The organism is Nonomuraea sp. MG754425 (assembly GCF_021699195.1).
Taxonomy (GTDB): domain Bacteria; phylum Actinomycetota; class Actinomycetes; order Streptosporangiales; family Streptosporangiaceae; genus Nonomuraea.
Map to the genome: position 1 here is coordinate 1 of NZ_SSXE01000187.1, position 20,169 is coordinate 20,169.

Genomic DNA, 20,169 nt, shown 5'->3' on the forward strand with positions numbered 1-20,169 from the left:
GCTCAGGGTGACCTGGATCAGCATGGTTTTCGTCCTCGTCGGGGATCGGGGTCGTGGGATGGCTTGCGCACTTCCCACTGTGGGATCCGCGACGGGCACGATCCAGCGTCGGCGACGTCAGCAACCTGCACGTCCCCGCCGCATGCTGTCACCACCCGGCAAAGCCCGAGGCCCGTCGGGCAGGGCGAGGAGAGCGATCGACGAGCGCCGCCGGCGGGACGTCACGGCCGAGACGCGCTGCGGGCAGGCCGAGGCGCACACCGAGCTTGACGCCCAGGAGGTCGCCGTCCGTCGCCTCAGGGAGCTCCGCAAGCCCATCCTGGGCGTCTCAGATCGAGAACGGCGACATCGAGGACATGCGTCGAGCGGGCAGCCGGACAGCGCGATCGGTGCCGGCCCCCGCTCGGTGAAGGTGACGCACCCCACTCACCGGCGACGGTGAGGGGAGCCCCGTCAGAGGGGGAGGTTGCCGTGTTTGCGGGGAGGGGTCTGCTTGCGCTTGTCGCGGAGCATGGACAGGCCGCGGGCCACGGCCGACCTCGTCTCCACCGGATCGATCACGGCGTCCACCAGCCCCCGCTCGGCGGTGTAGGCGGGATGGACCAGCTCGGCCCGGTACTGCTCCAGGAGCTCGGCGCGCCGGGCCGCCGGGTCGGCGGCGGCGCTCAGCTCCTTGCGGTGGATGATGTTCACCGCCCCCTCCGCGCCCATCACCGCGATCTCGTTCGTGGGCCAGGCGAACGACAGGTCGGTGCCGATGGAGCGGGAGTCCATCACGATGTACGCGCCCCCGTACGCCTTCCTGATGACGACCTGGATCCGCGGCACCGTCGCCTCGCAGTAGGCGTAGAGCAGCTTCGCGCCGTGCCGGATGACGCCCGCGTGCTCCTGCTCCTTGCCCGGCAGGAACCCGGGGACGTCCACGAGCGTGACGATCGGGATCGAGAAGGCATCGCAGAACCTGACGAACCGGGCGGCCTTCTGGGAGGCGGTCACGTCCAGCACCCCGGCGAGCACCGTCGGCTGGTTGCCCACGACGCCGACCACGTGGCCGTCCACCCGGCCCAGGGCGCAGATCACGTTGGGCGCCCAGCTCTGGTGCAGTTCGAGGAAGTCGCCGTCGTCCAGCAGCTCCGCCAGGACCAGGCGCATGTCGTACGGCTTGTTCGGCTCGACGGGCACGATGCTCGCCAGGCGGGGCCGTGACTCGGTGGCCGCGCCGCGCGGCGGCAGCGTCGGCGGGCGGCTCAGGTTGTTGTCGGGCAGCATCGAGACCAGGTCGCGGACGGCGGCCAGGCAGCTCTCCTCGTCCTCGTGCACGAACGTGGCCAGCCCCGACCGGGTGCCGTGCACCTGGGCGCCGCCGAGTTCGGCGTGCGTGATCCGCTCGCCGGTGACCGCCTCCACCACGTCGGGGCCGGTCAGGTAGAGCTGCGCGGTGTCGCGGACCATGAACGTGAAGTCGGCCAGCGCCGTGGAGTACGCCGCGCCGCCCGCGCACGGGCCCAGCACGACGGCGATCTGCGGGATCACGCCCGACGCCTGCACGTTGCGCTGGAAGATGCCGCCGTAGCCGTTGAGCGACTGCACGCCCTCCTGGATGCGGGCGCCGCCGCTGTCGTTCAGCCCGATGAACGGTGACCCGGCCGCCAGCGCCAGATCCATCACCTTCTGGATCTTCTGCGCGTGGGCCTCGCCGAGCGAGCCGCCGAAGATGGTGAAGTCCTGCGCGTAGACGAAGACCCGGCGGCCGTCGATGGTGCCGGATCCGGCCACCACCCCGTCCGTGTGCGGACGCTGCCGTTCCATGCCGAGCCCCTGGGCCCGGTGCCGGCGCAGCATCTCGATCTCCAGGAACGAGCCCTCGTCCAGCAGCAGGGCGAGCCGCTCGCGTGCGGTGCGCTTGCCCAGCGAGTGCTGGCGGTCCACGGCCCGCGCGTTCCCGCGCGCCACCTCCTCCCGCGTACGGTCCAGCTCCTCGCGCAGGCGGTCCATGGAAGGCGCCGCGGCCTCCTTGAGGACCTCGGGGGCGATGCTCATCTTCCCTCCTCAGGGGGCTCGTCAGCTTCCTCCAGTTAAAGATCGGTGGCCGTTTCATGTCACCTCCTCCAGTGCTGGACCCGGGTGGGCCTGGCAGGAAGCGGACGCGGCGTGCAGCTTGCTGCAGCGCGGAAACCTGGTTCGGGGGCTTGCGGCGGAGCAAAGTTGGAAGTGCAAGGGAAACGCCAGAACAAAATGACAGGAAAGAGGGCGGAGAAATGCTGAACAACATTTTCGCGAAGAAAGTCGCCAAGTGGGTCCTGGCAATTGTCTCCGGTTTGATCGTCTGGTCGATGAGCGCGACCGCCGCCCAGGCGGCCGACGGCAACACCTGGCCGGTTCCCGCCGCGGACGGCAACACCTGGCCGGTCCCGGCGGCGGACGGCAACACCTGGCCGGTCCCCGGGACCGACGGCAACACCTGGCCCGCCCCGTAACGCAGACCGATACCGCTGAATTGACAGAATTGAACGGCCCAGGAGGAGGAATATTGCCGAAAAAACAATAGGAATGAGGAAACCCCCGCGACTCCCGGTCGCGGGGGTTTCGCCGTTTCCGGCGAAGGTGCGCGTGGCGGCCCGCCACGAGGGCACTCAGACGGTGACGCGGGCGAACTGGCCGGGCTGCCGCCCGGGGCCCGCCGGTCCCCGGTAGGCCTGGGCGACGTCCAGCCAGTGGTCCGCCAGCGAACCGGTGGCCGTGACCGCGAGGTCGTCGCGGTGCCGCCGCCGGGTCACCAGGAGGCAGAAGTCCTCCGCCGGTCCCGAGACGCGCTGCTCGGCGTCCTCGGGCCCGTACGCCCAGACCTCGCCGGACGGGCCGGTGATCTCGAAGCGGAACTCCTCGGCCGGCGGGGTCAGGCCGCGCGACTGGTAGCCGAAGTCCCGGGTGAGCACGGCGAACACGACCAGGTGCGCCATGCTCGCGCCCCGCTCCAGCCGGGTGCCGAGCGCGTCGGCGATGTCCTGCCCGTGCGCGAACTGCTCCATGATGCCCGCGCAGGCCAGCACGATCGGCGGCAGCGGGTTGACCAGCCACGGCACGGTCTCGCCGGCGGGAACCGGCCGTCATGGACTCGAACTCCGCCGGGTCGGTGGCGGCGGCGGTGGCCAGGCGGAAGACGAAGGTCAGGTGCGCGATCTGGTCCGCGACCGTCCAGCCGGAGGCCGGGGTCGGGCGCCGCCACTGCTCGGCGTCCAGGCCCGCCACCAGACGGTCGAGCTGGTCGCCGTCGGCCGCCAGGTCGCCGAGTACTGTCTCGAGCTCTGTCACGTCCTCGTTCCTTTCGTTCGGCTGTTGTTTGCGTCCGTACGGTCGCGGGAGTGGCCGCTTCGCCGGCGGGCGGCGGTCAGGGCGGCCCAGGCGGTGGCCTCGATGAGCGCGGCTTCGCCGTCGCCGTCCGGGGTCGTGGCCAGGAACTCCCCGACCACCCGCCGGTCCACCTGGTAGGAGGCCAGCGCCGTCAGCAGGGTCAGGAGGGCGGCCGGGCGCTGGGCCGGGGGGAGCGCGGCGGCGGCCTGGCCGGCCCAGTCGCGGCCCGGTCCTGGCGGGTCGCCGTCCCACGCGGCCACCTGCTCGGTGACCAGCTCGCGCACCGCCGTGGGCAGGCGCCGCTCGCCGCCCGCCTCGATCGCCGCTGCCGCCGCGCCGAACGCGTGCCCGAGCCGGGGCACCCGGGCCGTCCACGCCAGGTCGCCGGGTGGTGGCGCGGCCGGCAGCAGCCCGAGCGCGGCGCCCGGCGGCACCGGTCGTGCCGCGGCCGGTCGCATGAGCGCGCCGAACAGCCGCAGCGCCGGGCCGCGCGCGCCCTTCGGCAGTTCCGGCGGCAGCGGCGAGTCGCCCAGGAACACGTTCACCATGCGGTTGAGGTAGTGGAAGGTCATCGCCACGGCGGCCAGCTCCGTGCCGGCATCCGGCCGCTCCGCCGCCGCCGCCGTCGTGACGCTCGCCTCGGCCGACAGCTCCGCGCCCGCCGCCCCCTCCGTCGTGACGCCCGCCGCCGTCGGCACGCCCGGTCGTCCGGGAGCGCCGGGAGTGCCGGGCGTGCCGGTCGGGCGGGGGAGGGCGCGCAGGGTCGCCCCGTGGACGTCCACGCAGTACGGGCAGGCGTTGCCGGCCGACACCTCCATGGCCACCTGCTCCTTGGCCGCCCGCCCCGCCGCGCCGGAGGCGAGCAGCGACTCGCGCAACAGCAGCCAGCAGGCCGCCAGCGCCGGCGGTGCGGGAGAGTGCAGGGCCAGGGGCGGGGCCAGCATCCCGAAGTCCCGCTCGACCTGCGCGTACACCTCGGCCACCAGCCCCCGGGCCGCGCCCGGCCGCACCGGGTGCACGTGCCGGATCTGGGCGAGCGCGCCCCGTGCGGTCATCCGGCTGAGCAGCCTGCCCATCGCCCGCGCCCCTATCCGCGCAGCAGGGCGGCGGCCAGGGGCGCGGCGGCGCGGCGGCCCGCGGTGGAGCCGTCCGGGGCGGGCGCGCCGTACTCGACCTCGACGCCGCGCTCCCGCGCCGCCGCGACGATCGCGGGCACGGCCCGCTCGGCGAGCGCGGAGATGGTCATCGCCGGGTTCACGGTCAGTGCGCCCGGCACGGCCGAGCCGTCCGTGACGAAGATCCCCGGGTGGCCGCGCAGTTCGTGCCGGTCGTCCAGCGCCGAGGTGTACGGGTCGTCGCCGATCCGGCACGAGGCCAGCGGGTGCACCGTGTAGGCGCCGACCAGGTCGTTCGTCCAGGGGGTCACGGTGGCCAGCCCGTCGCGCTCCAGGATCTCCTTGCACTCGGCGTCGGCCATCGCCCAGGCGGCCTGCGTGGTCGCGGTCGGTTTGTAGGAGAGCCTGCCGACGCCGAGCATCTGCTGGGAGACGCGGTCGGCGTTGCCGCGCTCGGGCGGCGGCCCGAACACGCCCTCGTTGTCGTCCTCGATCATCTGGAAGATGATCAGCCAGGACTGCCAGCGCTCCAGCATCTCCTTCTTCGCCGGCCCGAACCACGTCGGCTCCGGCCCGTCGGCCAGCGCGAGGATGGTCCCGAGGCCGGGCGGGAAGTAGAGCTGTTCGAGCGAGTAGCGGGTGTACTCGGGCAGCGAGCCGTCCAGCCGGTCCCAGTTGGCCACGGTCGGGCCCTTGCCGATCTGGTTGGCGGCGTAGGCCAGGCCGTCGCCCCGCTCCAGGCCGAGCACCTCGCGCACCCGGTCCTCGTTCAGCACCGCCGTGTTGAGCCGCTCGCCGTTGCCGGAGAAGTAGCGGCCCACGGCGTACGGCATCGCGCCGAGCTCCCGCTCGCTGCGCTGCAGGATGACCGGCGTGGCGGCGGCCCCGGCGGCCAGGACGACCACCTTCGCCTCGATCCGGCCCTCGCCCTCGGTCAGCCGGTAGTCCTCGCCGTGCACGATCTTGTAGTGGACGCGGTAGCCGCCGTCCGGCGTCCGCGTGATGCTCTGCACCTCGTGCAGCGGCCGGACCTCGGCGCCGTGCGCGATCGCCGCGGGCAGGTAGTTGACCAGCAGCGACTGTTTGGCGTCGAAGCGGCAGCCGGCCATCATCCAGTTGCAGTTGACGCAGGCCGAGGTGTCCACGGCGGCGGGCACGGGGTTGGCGGAGCGGCCCGAGTGCCGGCAGGCGGCGGCCCACAGGCCCCCCGCGTACGAGACGTCCTCCCAGCCCTGCTGGGTGATCGAGATGGACTCGGCGACGCGGTCGTACCACGGCTCCAGGGTGTCGCGGCTGATCGCGGCGGGCCACATGCGGCGTTTGACGCTGCCGCGGCGCTCGAAGACGAAGCGGGGCGCGCGCGGCATCGCGGCGAAGTAGACCACGCTGCCGCCGCCCACGCAGTTGCCGCCCAGCACGCTCATCCCGTCGCCGACGGTGAAGTCGAAGATCCGGGTGTAGGACGAGCCCAGCTTGAAGTCGTGCTCGTACTCGGCGGTGTCCAGCCACGGGCCGCGTTCGAGGACGACGACCCGCGCCCCGCCGGCGGCCAGGTGGTAGGCGGGGATGGCGCCGCCGAAGCCGCTGCCGATCACCAGCACGTCGGTGCGCTCGACGTCGTTCATCTGGGGCTCCCTGAGGCTGTGGTGTCCGGATGCGGGTCGGCGAGCGGGCGGCCGTAGGACCAGGAGGGGAAGCGCCACAGGCCGTCGTCGTCCGGCCGGGTGATCCCCATGGCGGTCAGGCCCGGATGCCCCGCCCGGATGGCGTCGGCGGTGTGCAGGTGGGCGGCGGAGTCGTAGGCCATGTAGCAGAACAGGACCAGCAGCACCCACAACGCCTTCTCCGGGTGCCCGGGTGCGGTGAGCTGCCGGACCAGGGCCGCGCGGTCGTCGTACGGCAGGGCCACGAACGCGGGTGTGTCCTCGTCCACGGCGATGCCGTGCTCGGCGGCGTACCCGCCGGCGTGCTCGTTCAGCGAGCGGGCGTAGTCGTCCAGGCTGCCGCTGACGCCGGTGGCGTCCCAGCGCAGCAGGTCGAGCGCGCCGGCGGCGACCGCGCCGCCGGTCCGGCTCACGCCCGCGACGGCGCGGTCCCGGGGCCCGCGCCTGGGGCCGGGCACGATGGTGTCGGCGAGCGCCTCCAGCGTCTCCACCTTGGTCTCTTCAGGCGATGAAGCCATCGTCTCCCCTAGTCAGTCGGCGGGGTGCGGTCGGCGCGCACCCCCAGTGCGGAGCGCAGCGTGCTCAACGCCCTGAGGGTCTGGCTGCGCACGGTGGAGGACTCGTTGCCCATGACGCGCGCGGTCTCCTCGGCGCTGCGCCCCTCCCAGAACCGCAGGAAGATCGTCGCCCGTTGCCGGGGTCCGAGGGTGGCGAGCGCGTTCATGAGCACGATGCGTTCGCTCACCAGCTCGTACGGGTCCTGCGCGGGGGTGGGGTCGGGTGGTGCTCCGATGAGGATCTCGCGGGACCAGCGCATGGCGCGGCGGTCGCTGATGAGCAGGCGTTTCATGATTTGTCGGGCGTAGGCTTCGATGTGGTCGCGGCGGTCGAGGTCGTCCCAGTGGCGGTGCAGGGCGAGCAGGGTGCGTTGCACGAGGTTATCCGACCGCGCGGAATTCCGTGGCCCGGGGCCGCCCCCTGTTTCCGGCGTCGCCACCCCAGTTCTTCCGGCCGGCCCTGCCGGAAAAGCCGCGACGCGCATACGCTCGCGCCGTCACCGCGTCGGGATCCGGCAATGCCGCCGATCGGCGGTCTCCACGCCGTATCGCGAAAAATTCTCGAAAAGGGCGACCGCCATGCAGCGAACGACGTATGCGAAAGCGTGTACCCAGTGGCAACCGAAAGGCAATTCAGCCGGGGTGTCGGGGAAACGTCGCAAGCCTGGGGAATACGCCGGTCCCAAGGGACCGGGCATCGACAGGAGTTGCGCGGCCACGGCCCTCCCGGGCGCGGGAGGCCATATGGACGACGTCATCGAACGAGCGGTCCTGAGAGTCATCGAGAGCATGCAGGAGAACCATGGGGAGCAGCTCACCATCGACGACATGGCGCGCACCGCGTTGTTCAGCAAGTTCCACTTCTCGCGGGCCTTCCAGCGGCTGACCGGACTGTCACCGGGACGGTTCCTGTCCGCGGTGCGCTTACGCGAGGCCAAGCGGCTGCTGGCCGCCACGTCGCTGAGCATCACGCACATCAGCCACCAGGTCGGCTACTCCAGTGTGGGCACCTTCAGCTCGCGCTTCGCCCACAGCGTGGGCCTGTCACCGAGCAGGTACCGGCGCTTCATGAGCGTCACGGCCCAGGACCTGACCCAGGGACGGGCCGAGACCAACGGCGCCCCCACCGCGACCCTGCACGGCATCGTGACCTCCCCCCTGCCGGACCGGCCGGTCTTCGCCGGCCTGTTCCCCGGCCAGATCCTGGAGGGCAGGCCCGCCAGCTTCAGCCTGATCAGGCGGCCCGGACCGTACGTGATGGAGAACGTGCCCCGGGGGCAGTGGTACCTGATCGCGCAGTCCACGGCCGAGGCCGGCGAGGACGCCGTCCACTACCCGCCCGCCGGTGACGCCAGGACGTGCATCGCGCGGATCGGGCCGATCGCGGTCGGCGGCGGCGGCACGGAGCGCGCCGACATCCGGCTCAAGCCGATGGGCTCACTCGACCCGCCCGTGCTGCTCGCCCTGCGCGACCTGCTGTCCGGCAAGGACGCCGAACTGTCCGGCCGGCTGACCGGCGTCCGGCAGGCCGGTCAGCCGCAGGTCGCGGCAGACCATCGCCAGCACGAACGTGGCCTCCATCATCCCGAGGTGGTTGCCCACGCAGAAGCGCGGCCCCGCCCCGAAGGGGATGTAGGCGTACCGGGGCCGCTCGGCCGGCGCGGCCGGGTCGAACCGCTCCGGCAGGAACCGGTCGGGCTCGCTCCAGTACGCCGGATGCCGGTGCAGGGTGTACGGGCAGATGAGCACGTCCGTCCCGGCGGGCACGTGGAAGCCGCCGACCTCGTCGCTCTCCCGCGCCACCCGCGTCAGCGCCCACACCGGCGGGTACAGGCGCATGACCTCCTCGATCACCTGCGCCGTGAACGTGAGCCGCCGCAGGTCCTCGAAGACCGGCGGCCGGTCGCCCAGCACCTCCGTCGCCTCCGCCCGCACCCGCTCGCAGACCTCGGGATGCCGGTCGAGCAGGTGGAAGGCCCACGACAGCGTGCTCGCCGTGGTCTCGTGCCCGGCCAGCAGCACCGTGATCAGCTCCGCGCGCAGCCGCCGCTGCGCCTCCCACGGGTCGGCCAGCGACCGGGTGGAGGCGATCAGCAGGGACAGCAGGTCGCTGCCGTCCGTCGGGTTGCGCAGCCGGGCCGCGACGAGTTCGTCCACGATCCGGCGCAGTTCGCCGCGCGCCCGCCGGAAGCGCAGGTGCAGCGGCAGCGGCAGGAACAACGGGGCCATCGACAGCGTGACCATCTCGAACATGGCCTGGTCCTGGACCCCCTCGAAGGCGTGCCCGAGCGAGGCGTGCGCCCCGAGGTCCGCGTCCAGCAGGGTACGGCCCAGCACGCCGAGCGCCAGCCCGGTCATCTCCCTGGCCACGTCCACGGGCCCGCCTCCCGCGTGGGCCCGCAGCCGCTCCACCACCCCCGCCGCCTCCTCGGCCACGACGGTGTCGTAGCGGGCCAGCCGCTTGTTCTGGAACAGCGGCTGGATGGTCCTGCGCTGCTCCCGCCACAGCGGGCCGTCGCTGGTCAGCAGGCCGTCGCCGATCACCCGCCGGGCCTCCGACAGGCCGATGCCCTTGCGGTAGTTGGCGCTGTTGTCGGCCAGGACGTGCTTGGCGTGGTCGGGATGGTTGAACACGTAGATGGTCTTCGGGCCGATCGTCATCCGCACCGCGTCGCCGTAGCGGCCGGTCGCCTTGGACATCAGCGCCAGGCGGTCGGCCACCAGCCGACGGTAGAGGGCGGGCGCCGCCCAGCCGGGAGGGCCGGGCGGCAGGCTCCCCCGCGAGGCGGGGGAGACGGGCCGGGTGCCGACGGCGGTCACACCGACACCCCCTGCAACGCGGAGCTGATCTCCCCGAACTGACCCCGGTAGACCAGGAGCCCGGCGCTGTCGTCCTGCCGGCGCAGGGACAGCACCTTGCCGAGGAAGATCGTGTGGTCGCCGCCGTCGTACGCGCGCCAGACCTCGCACTCGAACCCGGCCGAGGCGCCGGCGATCAGCGGCACCCCGGTGACCTCGCCCGGCGTCACCTCGACGGCGTCGAACTGGGCCAGGCCCAGCGGCCGGTAGCGGTCGGCGAAGTGCCGGGCCGCCGCCTCCTGCTCCGCGGCCAGCACCGACACCCCGAACGACGAGGTCTCGGACAGGCACTGGTGCATCACCGCGCCCTTGCCGATGCAGACCAGGATCAGCGGCGGGTCGAGTGACACGGAGGTGAAGGAGTTGGCCGTCATGGCATGGGGGACGGGGCCGCCCGTCGTGATCACGGTGACGCCGGTGACGAAGGCGCCGAAGGCCCTGCGCAGCGCCGTGGCGTCCGCGTCGGTTGCTGAATGGACTTGCACGATCAACCTCCTGGATCCGCCTCTAGGCCGAGTACGGTTCGAGCGCCCTGACGAGCGCCTCGGGGACTCTCGCGGGTGCGGTCCTGGTGTTCGGCCCCCGCATGCAGGCCACCCGCTGCCGGCCACGGGCGACGAGGGCCTCGGGCGCGCCCGGGGTGACCCGCACGTAGTCGAAGCCGAACTCGACCTGCGTCTGCGACAGCTCGATCAGCCGCATCCTGATGGACAGCTCGTCGAAGGCCGTGATCTCCGCGAAGAACTCGCAGTCCACCTTGAGCGTGAACAGCTTGAGATCCTCCTGTAGGTCGGCGAGCACGTCCTGGGCCCGCTCCTTGAGGAACATCTCCCGGCAGCGGCCCTGCCAGCGCAGGTAGTTGACGTAGTAGACGTTGCCGACGAGGTTGGTCTCCTCGAAGCCCACGGTGTGGAGGTACTCGTAGTACGTGCTCATGGCGCTACGGCCTGCCTTCGGTGAGTATCGCGACGACGACGGCGCCGGTGCGTCCGCTCACCGTGGTGGCGAGCGTGGCCACCGTGAGCGGCTCCCCCGACGGGCCGCCGGCCGCCAGGAGCGTCCACCCGTCCGAACCGGCCCGCGTGACGGTCAGCGCGCCGTCCGGCTGGGTCGGCCGGGCGGCCCGGACGCAGTCGAGCGCGGCGCGGACGCGGGCGGCGGCGGTGCCGGGGCTCTCCCCGGCCCGTGCCGCGATCTCGCCGGCGAGCGCGCCCGGCTCGTCCGTGTCCTCCGTCACGGGGACGATCGCGCAGGCCAGGGCCGGCGCGCCGGCGCACAGCGTCAGCCCGGGAACGCTCGCCGACACGACGCCGTCCGGCGTGGCGGGGCCGTGCGCCAGACGTTCGGCGGCCAGGCTCTCCACGCCGTCGCCCGGCTCGGCGACGACCGCCACCCGCACCCCGGTCAGGTCCTCCAGCGTGCGTTCCACGTACGTGCCGAGCAGCGGCGGAGCCCACGGCCCCGCGCCGCCCTGCTTGCGCACGGCCTGCAGCCGCAGCCCCTCCCAGCGTTCGACGACCTCGCCGTCCTTCGTGCGGACCGCGATGTCGTAGATATAGGCGTCGCCGTCGCGGGCACGTTCGACGGCGCAGTAGCGCACCTCGTCCGCCTCCGCCAGGGCGCCGCCCGCCGGGTAGACCCGCTCGACGCCGGTCGGCAGCAGCGTGGCGTCGGGGACGCACACCTGGTTGCCGTGCATGAGCGCGTCGCGCATGCCGGGGTCGCCGAGCAGCAGGTCGGCGGGCAGGAAGCCGGCGAACCAGTCGCCCTCCCGCACCACCCCGAGGTCGGCGTCCACCTCGCGGGCCGCCGCGCGGTGGTAGCGGCGCAGCCGCTGGAAGCGCCTGCCCTGGAAGAGCACCTCGCCGTAGAGCTGGGTGTCCGGATCGAGCGCCACCGGCGGCAGCCCGTCGCGGCTCTGCTCGGGCGGACCCTCGGGCACGCCCTCGCCGTCCAGGCGCAGCACGGCCGTGAAGTGGTCCACGTCGAAGCCGCTCTCCTGGCTGCGGATGGCCACGGCGACGGTGTCCGCGCCGGTCACGGCCGCCGCCACGCGCAGCCGGGTGCTCCCGCCCGGCGGCACGACGATCGGCCGCAGGAACCGCGCCTGCTCGATGACGGGCGTGCCCGTCCGGCCGGTCGCCGCGTACGCCGCCTGGGACATGGCCTCCAGGCCGAACACGGCCGGGAACAGCAGGTTGCCGTCGAGGAGGTGGTCGGCCAGGTACAGGTCGCTCCCGGCGTTCACCTCGACCTCGCTGACCAGTTCCACCCCGTGGTAGCGGACCAGCGGCGTGCCGACGAAGCGGAGCAGTGGCAGCTCCGGCTCCTCGCGGCGCACGGTGTGGATGCCCTCGGTGCGCCCGCTGATCACCACCACCCCGGGCGCGGCGGGGTCCGTCACGAGGCGGCGCATGATCTCGACGCCCCGGTCCACCGGGATGGGCGTGATGCCCTGCTCGGACAGCCGGTCCACGACCGACAGCCGTTCGCCCATGCCGACCTCGGACCAGACCGACCACTCCGTGCACACGCTCCGGCAGCCCGGGTGCCGCTCGCCCCACTCGCGGGTCAGGTCGGCCAGCCACTCGTTGGCGGTCGCGTAGTGCGCCTCGCCCTGCAGCCCCGCCCGGCCGATGATGCTGCCGAGCGTCACCAGCAGCCGCAGCCGGTCCGGGTCGACCGCCTCCAGCACGTTGCGCAGGCCGTCGATCTTCGGGGCGAACGTGCGGCGGAAGGCGTCCATGTCGAGGCCCGCCAGGCTCTCCGGCTCGTTGCGTCCGGCGCCGTGCAGGACCGCGGTGACGGGGCCCAGCGCCTGCTCGGCCTCGGCCACGGCCGCCCGCACCTGGGCGGGGTCGGTGACGTCGGTCCGCACGTAGTGGACGGTGAACCCGGACTCCACCATGCGCCGCAGGTTGGCGGCGAGTTCGGGGTCCGTGCGCGGGTCGGACCGGCCGAGCAGCGCGAGCCTGGCGGCACCCGCTCCTGACGCCATGTCCGTATCCGGGGACGCCGTGCTCGCCACCGCCAGGGCGCATTCGGCGGTGATGCCCTTGCCGCCCCCGGTGACGAGCAGGACGTCGGAGGCCGACAGCGGCGCCGTCACGGCCGCCGGCCGCGCCGGCAGCGCCCGCAGCGTCGGCACCCGCCGCACGCCGCCGGCGTCGTAGTGCACCTCGGAGAAGCCGGTGGTGGCCGAGACCTCCGCCGCCACCTCCGCGGCCGCCCAGGCGGGCGTCTCGGGCCCGTCCGGCAGGTGCACGACCGTGGTGCGCAGGCCGCTCTCCAGGTGCAGCGTCTTGGCCAGCCCGGCCGCGCCCCGGTCGTGCTGCACCAGGACGAACCGGGTGCCCGGCCCGGCCGCCAGCGCGGCCTGCGCGCCGAGCAGCGCGTGCTCCAGGTCCTCCGCCGTGCACAGCGGCGGCAGGCACGCCAGGACGCCGGACCCGGCCGTCTCCCGTTCGAGGGCCGCGCGCAGCGGCCCGGCCAGGCTCGACCCGGCCGGCGCGAACACCCGCCACTCCCCGCCCGGCCGATCATCGGCCTTGCGGGGGCGCGGCTGCTCGTCCAGCTCGACGGCGAACGGGTGCACCCACGAGGCCGCCGCCGCCACGCCCGTGGCCGCCTGTTCACGCGGTTGCGTGGCCAGCCGGTCCAGGGCGTCGCCCAGCTCCCGCAGCGTGGCGGTGGCCACGTTGGCGGGGGCCTGCCCGGCGGGCACGCCCAGGTGCTGGGTGGCCTGGTCGATGATGTGCATCACGGTGACCGAGCTGAGGTGCAGCTCGTCGAGCGGCTTGCTGTCCCCGCTGACCAGCTCCAGCGGCAGCTCCGCGCGTTCGGCGGCCAGCCGGCGCAGCAGCTCGACGGTGGACTCGCCGGCCGGCCCCGCCGTGGCACCGGCCGTCTCCCGTCCCGGCTCGCCCGCGGACTCCGCCATACGGGCGGGCGCGGCCACGTCCTTGACGCGCACCTGCGGCGCCTGCTCGGCGGGGCTGGCGAAGAAGGTGAACCGGGCGCCGATCTCCAGCGGCTTGATCAGCCGGCCGTGGAAGAGCTCCTCGCCCGCGACGGGCACCCCGGCCACGTGGGCGGCGCCCACGACGCCGAGCAGGCCCGCCAGCGACTCGCTGTCGGTGTCCATGGCGACGGCGGGCACGCTGGTCAGCTCGGCCGCCAGCCTGCTCAGCACCCGGCCGGGGCCCACCTCGACGAGCAGGTCCACCTCGGCGGCCATCGCCTCCAGCGCCTGGGCGAAGCACACCGGGGCGGTGATCTGCCGGCGCAGCAGCCCGGGGATGTCGGTGTCCGGGTCCAGCGCCGTCCCGGTGACGGTGGAGACGACCCGCCGGCCGACCGGCCCGAAGCGCTCCTCGGCCAGGTACCCGGCCAGCGCCTCGGCCGCCGGGGCGACCAGCGGGGAGTGGAAGGCGTGTGAGACGTTCAGCCGGGTCCAGGTCAAACCGGCCACCTCGGCCGCCCGGCCGAACCGCTCCACCGCCTCGACCGGCCCGGCCACCACCGTCTGCGACGGCCCGTTGTAACCGGAGATCACCACGGGCAGCTCGCCGATCAGCTCCCGCACCCGCTCGGGCGCGGCCCGGACGCCGGCCATCGTGCCGGAGGCGCTGTGCTCCTCCATGGCCCGGCCGCGTTTGGTGGCCACGCGCAGCAGCGCGCTCTCGTCCATCGCGCCCGCCCAGTGCAGCGCCGCGAGCTCGCCCAGGCTGTGCCCGACCGCCGCCCGCGCCTCGATGCCGAGCAGCGACAGCGCCCGCAGCCCCGCCATGGAGCCGGTGACGATGCGCGGCTGGGCGAGCGAGGTGGCCACCATGTCACCGGTGGCCGGCAGCGCGGCCTGGGCGTAGACCTCGGCGACGTCGGGGAAACGGCGGCCGAGCGCGCCACGCCCGGTGCCGAGCCCCGACCCCTGCCCGGGGAAGAGCAGGCCGACCCTGGGCAGGGCGCGGGCGCGGCCCACCATGACCTTGCCGTCCGGGGTGACCAGCGTCTTCTCGACGGCGTCCGGGCCGTCCGGCTCCTCGCGCGTGCCCAGCTCCGCCAGTACGCGGGTGAGCTGCCGCTCGGCGTCCTCCGGGGAGGAGACCACGGCGGCGGCCCGGCACGGCAGGCCGCGCAGCCGCCCGCGCAGCGTGGCGGCCAGGTCGGCGAGCTGGCCGTAGGACAGCTTCGGCACGAAGTCGAGCAGCTCGCCGGCCAGCGCCCGCAGCTCCTCCCACGACGCGCCGTCCAGCAGGAGCAGCTCGGCGTCCTGGCCGGAGCCCGCCAGCGCCTTCGAGCGGCTCGACATGCGCCGCCGGGGGCCGGTGTGCTCCAGCACGACGTGCGTGTTGATGCCGCCGAAGCCCATGGCGGTCACGCCGGCCCGCAGCGGGGCGCCGTCGGGCCACGGTTCGGCCGCGCGCAGCATCCGCAGCGGGGCCGACTCGCCGTCCAGCAGCTCGTGCGGATCGACGCAGCCGATCGTGGGCGGCAGCACCTGCTCGTGCACGGCCATGGCCGCCTTGATCAGGCCCGCCACACCCGCGGCGGCCTTGGCATGGCCGATCATGCCCTTGACCGAGCCGAGCGCCGCCGGGGCCGCCGCGGCGGCCCCGTCCGGGAGCGCCTCGGACCTGGCCCGCGACAGGGCGGTGAGCTCGTTCGCGTCGCCCACCGCCGTGCCCGTCCCGTGCCCCTCGAAGAGCGGGACGGTCTCGACGCCGAACCCGGCCCGGTCGTAGGCGCGCCGCAGCGCGAGCAGGTACCCGCTCACCTCCGGCCGCGTGATCCCGCCCCGGCCGTCGGAGGAGATGCCCCACCCGGCGATCGTGGCGTAGATCCGGCGTCCGGCGGCCAGCGCGTCGGCCTCGCGCATCAGCACCACCATGCCGCAGCCCTCACCGGGCCAGAAGCCGTTGGAGTGGCGGTCGTACAGGCGGAAGTCGCTCTTGGCCAGCGCGCCGGTCTTGGCGAAGCCGATCAGCTCGAACGGGTCGATGGACAGGTCCACCCCGCCCGCGAGCGCCACGTCCACGTCGCGGTCGGTCAGCGCCTTGCCCGCCGTCACCACCGACAGCAGCGAGGACGAGCAGGCCCCGTCCACCGTGAAGCCGCCGCCGTTGAGGTCGAAGTGGTTGCAGATGCGCCCGGCGATGGTGTTGGACAGGCCGCCGGCCAGGGTGTCCTCGTCCACCGGCGGGAACGGGCTCTTGTAGGCGGCCTCGTAACCGGCCAGGAACTCCGCCAGCCGGTCGTCGTCCCAGCCCTCCTCCTTGAGCGCGGCGGCCAGCGTGCGCCGCACGTACGGCCAGCGCAGCCGCAGCACGTTCGCCCGGCTGAACTCGCCCGTGAGCGTGTTGCCCACGACCACGCCGGTGCGCTCGCGCGGCAGCCCCGCGCCCTGCGCGAACCCGGCGTCGGCCAGGGCCTGGCCCGCCATGTCGAGGGCGAGCCAGTGGGTCAGGTCCGTGGACCGGTACGTGCTGCCCGCGATCTTGTGGCCCACCCGGTCGAAGGCGTAGCCCTCGATGACCGCGGCGGTGCGCGCGTAGAAGCGGTCGGGCGCGGCGGGATCCGGATCCCAGTAGTCCTCCAGCCGCATGCGCTCGTCCGGCAGCCGGCGGAAGGCCCGGCGGCCGGCGACCGCGTTCTCCCACAGCTCGCGGGGAGAGGCGGCGTCCGGATATCGGCAGGCCATGCCGACGATGGCGATCCTCGTCATGCCTTCGCGACCTCTTCCCTTGCGCGCTCCAGCGCCTGCTCGGCGTCGGCGCTGACCCTGGCCGCGTCGAGCTCGCGGGCCTTGGCCACGATGTGCAGCGACCACAGGAAGCCGCCCCGGACCAGGCACACGGCCGCCGTGGCGAAGAAGATCCCGTACGGGATGTTCATGCCCATGAGCAGCCCGTACACGGCGGCGACGCCGCCGCCGAACGCGACCTGGGACAGCGGTCTCGACGGGCTCGTGCCCGGGTCGGTGATCATGTAGTTGGTGAACAGGATGAACGCGACGCCGGTCATCATGGACAGGCCGCCGAGGATCGAGATGTCGTCGATGATGAGCCCGCGCACCACCGCCTGAAGGGCGAAGACCCCCACCCAGCCGGCGATCAGCCACATCCGTCCGGTCAGCTTGCCGTTGATCATGGTGCCGCCGATGATGATGACGGCCGGGATGATCCAGTCGATCGGGTTGTCCACGTTCTCGGTGAAGTGGTACGGCGGCGCGATGCTGGCCCACGGCAGGAGCAGCAGGATCACCGCGATGCCGAGGTTGGACGGGTTCATGAAGTGCCGCATCCGGCCGCGCACCGGGGCCCTGAGCACCCACTTGGCGCCGACCGCGACGACGACCCCGAACATCATGACCAGCACCTGGTCGTTGACGTAGATGAGCATGTTCAGGGCGATGGCGGTGATGTGCGCCGGGTAGAGGAACTCCACCAGCCCCCGCACGCCGTTCCCGAGGAACCTGGGCGCGCGGCCCTCCACGCGGGCCCCGATCAGCTCCAGGACGATCTCCGTGGTGTAACCGGTGGCCAGCGCCACGAACGGCCACGACCAGGGCTGCTCGAAGCCGAACAGCGTGTAGCCGAGGATGTTGAACACGGAGATGGAGATGGCGAACCTGCGCAGTGCCGTGATCACTCGGGGATCGTGACGTGGCGGGTTCTTCGCCTTGTCGGCCATGTCGTCACTTTTCCTTCGCTTGGGTGCCGAGCTCGAGGGTGTGCCAGCCGGTGGAGAGCGTCAGCTCCTGCCGGTGCTGCGTGCCCGTGCGGTCGCGCCAGCTCAGCTCGGCCCGCACGGGTCCGGTCACGTTCGCGCCGAGGCCGATGTGCACGGAGTGGGCGCGCTTGCCCGAGTGGCCGCTGCCGCCGTCCACCCGGCCGATGAAGACGCGCCCGTCGGGTCCGGTCACGCGCACCTGGGCGCCGATCACCGGCGACCCGGCCGTGCCGGTCTCCGCCTGGCCGGCGGCCGGCGGGTGCAGCAGCCGCAGCCCCAGGAAGGAGCCCTGCGACCTGCTGGTGTTCAGGTAGAAGGCCGGGGCCTCGAACTGCCGCGCGACGGCGAAGTCGAGCAGGCCGTCGCCGTTGACGTCGCCGGTCGCGATGCCGCGCGTCGGCACCGGCACGGCCAGGCCGAGCTGCTCCGACAGGTTGGCGTAGCGCCCGTCGGGGCCCTTGGCGAAGAACGCCAGCGTCTGGCTGCCCGCGATGTCGCCGCCCTCGGTGACGTTCGGCCAGGACTTCGGGCTGTGGGTGACGCCGTCGTTGGAGGCGGCCAGCTCCTGCAGCGGCGGCCAGCGGTTCACGTCGCCCTTGACGAACCCGGTCGCCTGGACGATCTCCGCGTCACCGTCGTTGTCGAAGTCCTCGATCTTGGGGTCCCAGCCCCAGCCCGACCAGGCGGTGCGCAGCTCGGCGCTGAGGTCCTTCCACGGCGCCTCCCCGCGGCGCAGGCTGGCCCGCAGCTCGGCCTGGTTCTTCGAGGTGGACAGGAACGTGAAGTTGCTCTCCTGGATGCCGTACGGCGTGGTGATGTTGCTGACGAAGAAGTCGAGGATGCCGTCGTGGTTGAGGTCGCCGGCGTCCGAGCCCATGCCCTTGAACGAGTCCTCGCCCAGGACCTTGGACTTGGGCACGCCGAGGTCGCGGATCCCGGTGGTGGGCGCGAAGCGGATCTTCCCGGGGACGGAGGTGTTGTAGAGCAGGTGGTCGGGGCCGAAGTCGTTGTTCAGCAGCAGCTCGGGCAGCCCGTCGCCGTCGAGGTCGGCGGAGGTGGCGCCGAGCTCCCAGCCGGTGGAGACCTCGCCGGGCAGCACGTCTTCGATGCAGGTGAAGCCGCCGTTGCCGGTCCCGCGGAAGAAGTAGTCCCTGCCGCCGTTGGTGGCGTGCGACAGCGAGTGGTTCATCTCGACGCCGCCGTCCTTGGTGCTGTCGAGGATCGGGCTGCCGTCGGGGAAGTAGTTGCCGACGAAGATGTCCTGCTTGCCGTCGCCGTCGAAGTCGGCGACCGTGGCGACGTTGCTGTTCCACACCGGGCCGGTGTACTTCGCGCCGCCGGAGTTCGGCACCAGCTCGCTCGCCGTGAACGCGGCGGCGTCCAGCGTGGTGCTGCCGGGGCGCTGCAGGTGCAGCGTCGGCGTGCGGCCCCACCAGTAGACGAGCAGGTCGATACGGCCGTCGTCGTTGTAGTCGGCGGGCACCGCGCCCATGGGCGCCATGGTGGCGTCCACCGGCAGCGCGCCGTAGCCCAGCGCGAACGGCCGGTAGCGCTCACCGGCGCCGCCCGGCGCCGGGGTCACCACCACCTGGTCGGTACGGGTGTCCACGATGACCAGGTCGTCGTCCCTGCCGTTGCCGTCGAGGTCGTTCAACGCGACCGCGGCCCCCACCGAGGAGATCCAGGCGTCGATGTGCTTGTACGCCTGGTTCACCTTGCGGACGGTCTTCGGGACGCCTCCGCCGGGCATCGCGACCGCCAGCGACGTGAAGCCGTACGCGCCGGCCAGCTCCGCCTTGGTCGCGTCGGAGGCGAAGGTCGGGCGGCCGATCGCGAACATGGTGATCATCAGCGCGAGCGCGACGACGCCCGCCGCCTGCTTGCGCAACCACGCGGCTACCGAGCTCACGAGGGAACACCTCCATGGAAGACGAACATCTCGGCGATGCGCCGGCGCCACCGCTCGTAGGCGGGCGGCCAGTCCTGCGCTGTCGTGGTGGGGCGGGTCGCGCGGCTGATCCCGGCCGCCTCCTCCGCCGTGGTGCCGCAGAGAATCCCCACGGCCGATTCCGTGTGCGGGAAGAGCAGGCCGGCGCGCAGGCGGGCCTCGGCCGCGAACACGCTGCCCTGGGCCAGCGGCCCCCGGTGGGCGCCGGCCCGCTCGCGCAGCCAGCGCAGTTCGGCCTCGTCGGCGCCGCCCGCGTAGGTGGCGGCCAGGCCGATGCCGCTGTACAGGTCGGCGTGCCGACGCTCGGGGAAGCGCTCGACCAGCGTGACCGCCTGCTCGGCGCTGGTGCCGGCGACGAACCACAGCGCCCGGCCGATGCCCTGGTCGATGGCGTGGGCGGCGTACTCCTCCTGGCCGCGCGGCCAGGAGAAGCCGGTCTCCTCGGCCTGCTGGTGCACGTACCGCTCGGTGTGGAAGTAGGCCTGGTGGAAGCCGTAGCCGTCGTGGACCAGCCACAGCAGCAGCGGGTCGAGCGGGGCGGGCTTCGGCCACAGGAAGCGGGGCAGGCGGGCCATCGCCCAGCCGATCCCCACGTAGACCATGTAGTTGTGGTGGTGCCCGCGCCCGCGCAGGAAGGCCGAGGTCCTGCGCAGGTTGCCGAAGGTCATGCAGTCGAGGATGGCGAAGCCCATGCCCGCGCCCTCGTAGGCGAAGCCGCGAAAACGCGCGGGCACTTCTTCGAGCAGCAGCTCGGCCTCTTCGACGGTGCGCGACTCCACCGCGTACCCGTAGCCGGCGAGAAAGTATTCGCCGACCGTCTCGAGTAATTCCTTTGATGCCGCGTTCTTCAGCCAGAAGCCGCGGGTCTCGAGTTTGGTTTCTTTTACGTCCGGCACCAGAATTTTGCGTCTGAACGACCGCAATGCGCTAGCCAAATCAGCCTC

The 20,169-nt window shown here is 73.0% G+C and carries 15 protein-coding genes and 2 pseudogenes; 2 read left to right on the forward strand and 15 right to left on the reverse strand.

The genetic code is table 11. The features are described from left to right. Positions 1-453: 453 nt before the first annotated feature. On the reverse strand, positions 454-2,040 hold the full coding sequence (locus FAF44_RS42475) for an acyl-CoA carboxylase subunit beta (protein ID WP_237109071.1): 1,587 nt from the start codon (positions 2,038-2,040) through the stop codon (positions 454-456). Between the two features lie 293 nt (positions 2,041-2,333). On the opposite strand from FAF44_RS42475, the gene FAF44_RS42480 reads away from it, so the two are divergent. Beyond that, the gene (locus FAF44_RS42480; protein ID WP_237109072.1) at positions 2,334-2,477 is read left to right on the forward strand and encodes a hypothetical protein; all 144 of its coding nucleotides are present in this window, start codon (positions 2,334-2,336) and stop codon (positions 2,475-2,477) included. A 156-nt stretch (positions 2,478-2,633) separates the two neighbouring features. On the opposite strand, the gene FAF44_RS42485 is transcribed toward FAF44_RS42480, so the two are convergent. The 6 genes and pseudogenes from FAF44_RS42485 to FAF44_RS42505 all read right to left on the reverse strand — a co-directional run bounded on the left by FAF44_RS42485 (position 2,634) and on the right by FAF44_RS42505 (position 7,064). Beyond that, entirely contained in the window at positions 2,634-3,029 is a 396-nt protein-coding gene (locus tag FAF44_RS42485; RefSeq protein WP_368857790.1) for a maleylpyruvate isomerase family mycothiol-dependent enzyme, read from the reverse strand. Next, positions 3,004-3,312 (reverse strand): annotated as a pseudogene (locus FAF44_RS56500) (maleylpyruvate isomerase N-terminal domain-containing protein); the annotation flags it as partial. The gene FAF44_RS42485 and the pseudogene FAF44_RS56500, both read right to left, overlap by 26 nt. Next, positions 3,309-4,427 (reverse strand): carboxymuconolactone decarboxylase family protein, encoded by a 1,119-nt coding sequence (locus tag FAF44_RS55305; RefSeq protein WP_272895783.1) that lies wholly within the window; start codon positions 4,425-4,427, stop codon positions 3,309-3,311. The pseudogene FAF44_RS56500 and the gene FAF44_RS55305, both read right to left, overlap by 4 nt. Before the next feature lie 11 nt (positions 4,428-4,438). Beyond that, the gene (locus FAF44_RS42495; protein ID WP_237109074.1) at positions 4,439-6,091 is read right to left on the reverse strand and encodes a GMC family oxidoreductase N-terminal domain-containing protein; all 1,653 of its coding nucleotides are present in this window, start codon (positions 6,089-6,091) and stop codon (positions 4,439-4,441) included. Further along, entirely contained in the window at positions 6,088-6,648 is a 561-nt protein-coding gene (locus FAF44_RS42500) for a DUF5987 family protein (protein WP_237109075.1), read from the reverse strand. Before FAF44_RS42500 ends, FAF44_RS42495 begins: the two co-directional genes overlap by 4 nt. An 8-nt stretch (positions 6,649-6,656) precedes the next feature. Further along, positions 6,657-7,064 carry a sigma-70 family RNA polymerase sigma factor gene (locus FAF44_RS42505; RefSeq protein WP_237109076.1) on the reverse strand — a complete coding sequence of 136 codons (408 nt, stop codon included), beginning with the start codon at positions 7,062-7,064 and terminating at the stop codon, positions 6,657-6,659. Positions 7,065-7,476: 412 nt separating this feature from the next. On the opposite strand from FAF44_RS42505, the pseudogene FAF44_RS42510 reads away from it, so the two are divergent. Beyond that, a pseudogene (locus FAF44_RS42510) lies at positions 7,477-7,698 on the forward strand (helix-turn-helix transcriptional regulator); the annotation flags it as partial. Here the strand turns inward: FAF44_RS42510 and FAF44_RS42515 are convergent. From FAF44_RS42515 to FAF44_RS42550, 8 genes are all read right to left on the reverse strand, one after another. Further along, positions 7,680-7,832 (reverse strand): hypothetical protein, encoded by a 153-nt coding sequence (locus FAF44_RS42515; RefSeq protein ID WP_237109077.1) that lies wholly within the window; start codon positions 7,830-7,832, stop codon positions 7,680-7,682. The pseudogene FAF44_RS42510 and the gene FAF44_RS42515 sit on opposite strands and share 19 nt — an antisense overlap. Positions 7,833-8,124: 292 nt before the next feature. After that, positions 8,125-9,507 (reverse strand): cytochrome P450, encoded by a 1,383-nt coding sequence (locus FAF44_RS42520; RefSeq protein WP_237109078.1) that lies wholly within the window; start codon positions 9,505-9,507, stop codon positions 8,125-8,127. Continuing rightward, entirely contained in the window at positions 9,504-10,031 is a 528-nt protein-coding gene (locus FAF44_RS42525; RefSeq protein WP_237109079.1) for a flavin reductase family protein, read from the reverse strand. The genes FAF44_RS42520 and FAF44_RS42525 overlap by 4 nt, the downstream gene beginning before the upstream one ends. 22 nt (positions 10,032-10,053) lie before the next feature. After that, positions 10,054-10,482 carry a thioesterase family protein gene (locus FAF44_RS42530; RefSeq protein WP_237109080.1) on the reverse strand — a complete coding sequence of 143 codons (429 nt, stop codon included), beginning with the start codon at positions 10,480-10,482 and terminating at the stop codon, positions 10,054-10,056. A gap of 4 nt (positions 10,483-10,486) precedes the next feature. Next, positions 10,487-16,270, reverse strand: coding sequence for a type I polyketide synthase (locus FAF44_RS42535; protein WP_237109081.1), 5,784 nt, complete (start codon positions 16,268-16,270; stop codon positions 10,487-10,489). Beyond that, the gene (locus FAF44_RS42540; RefSeq protein ID WP_237109082.1) at positions 16,267-17,238 is read right to left on the reverse strand and encodes an enediyne biosynthesis protein; all 972 of its coding nucleotides are present in this window, start codon (positions 17,236-17,238) and stop codon (positions 16,267-16,269) included. Before FAF44_RS42540 ends, FAF44_RS42535 begins: the two co-directional genes overlap by 4 nt. Before the next feature lie 4 nt (positions 17,239-17,242). Next, entirely contained in the window at positions 17,243-19,186 is a 1,944-nt protein-coding gene (locus FAF44_RS42545; protein WP_237109083.1) for a CRTAC1 family protein, read from the reverse strand. Further along, positions 19,183-20,160: a DUF1702 family protein gene (locus FAF44_RS42550; RefSeq protein WP_308193478.1), complete on the reverse strand. Its 978-nt coding sequence runs from the start codon at positions 20,158-20,160 to the stop codon at positions 19,183-19,185. The genes FAF44_RS42545 and FAF44_RS42550 overlap by 4 nt, the downstream gene beginning before the upstream one ends. Positions 20,161-20,169 lie beyond the last annotated feature (9 nt).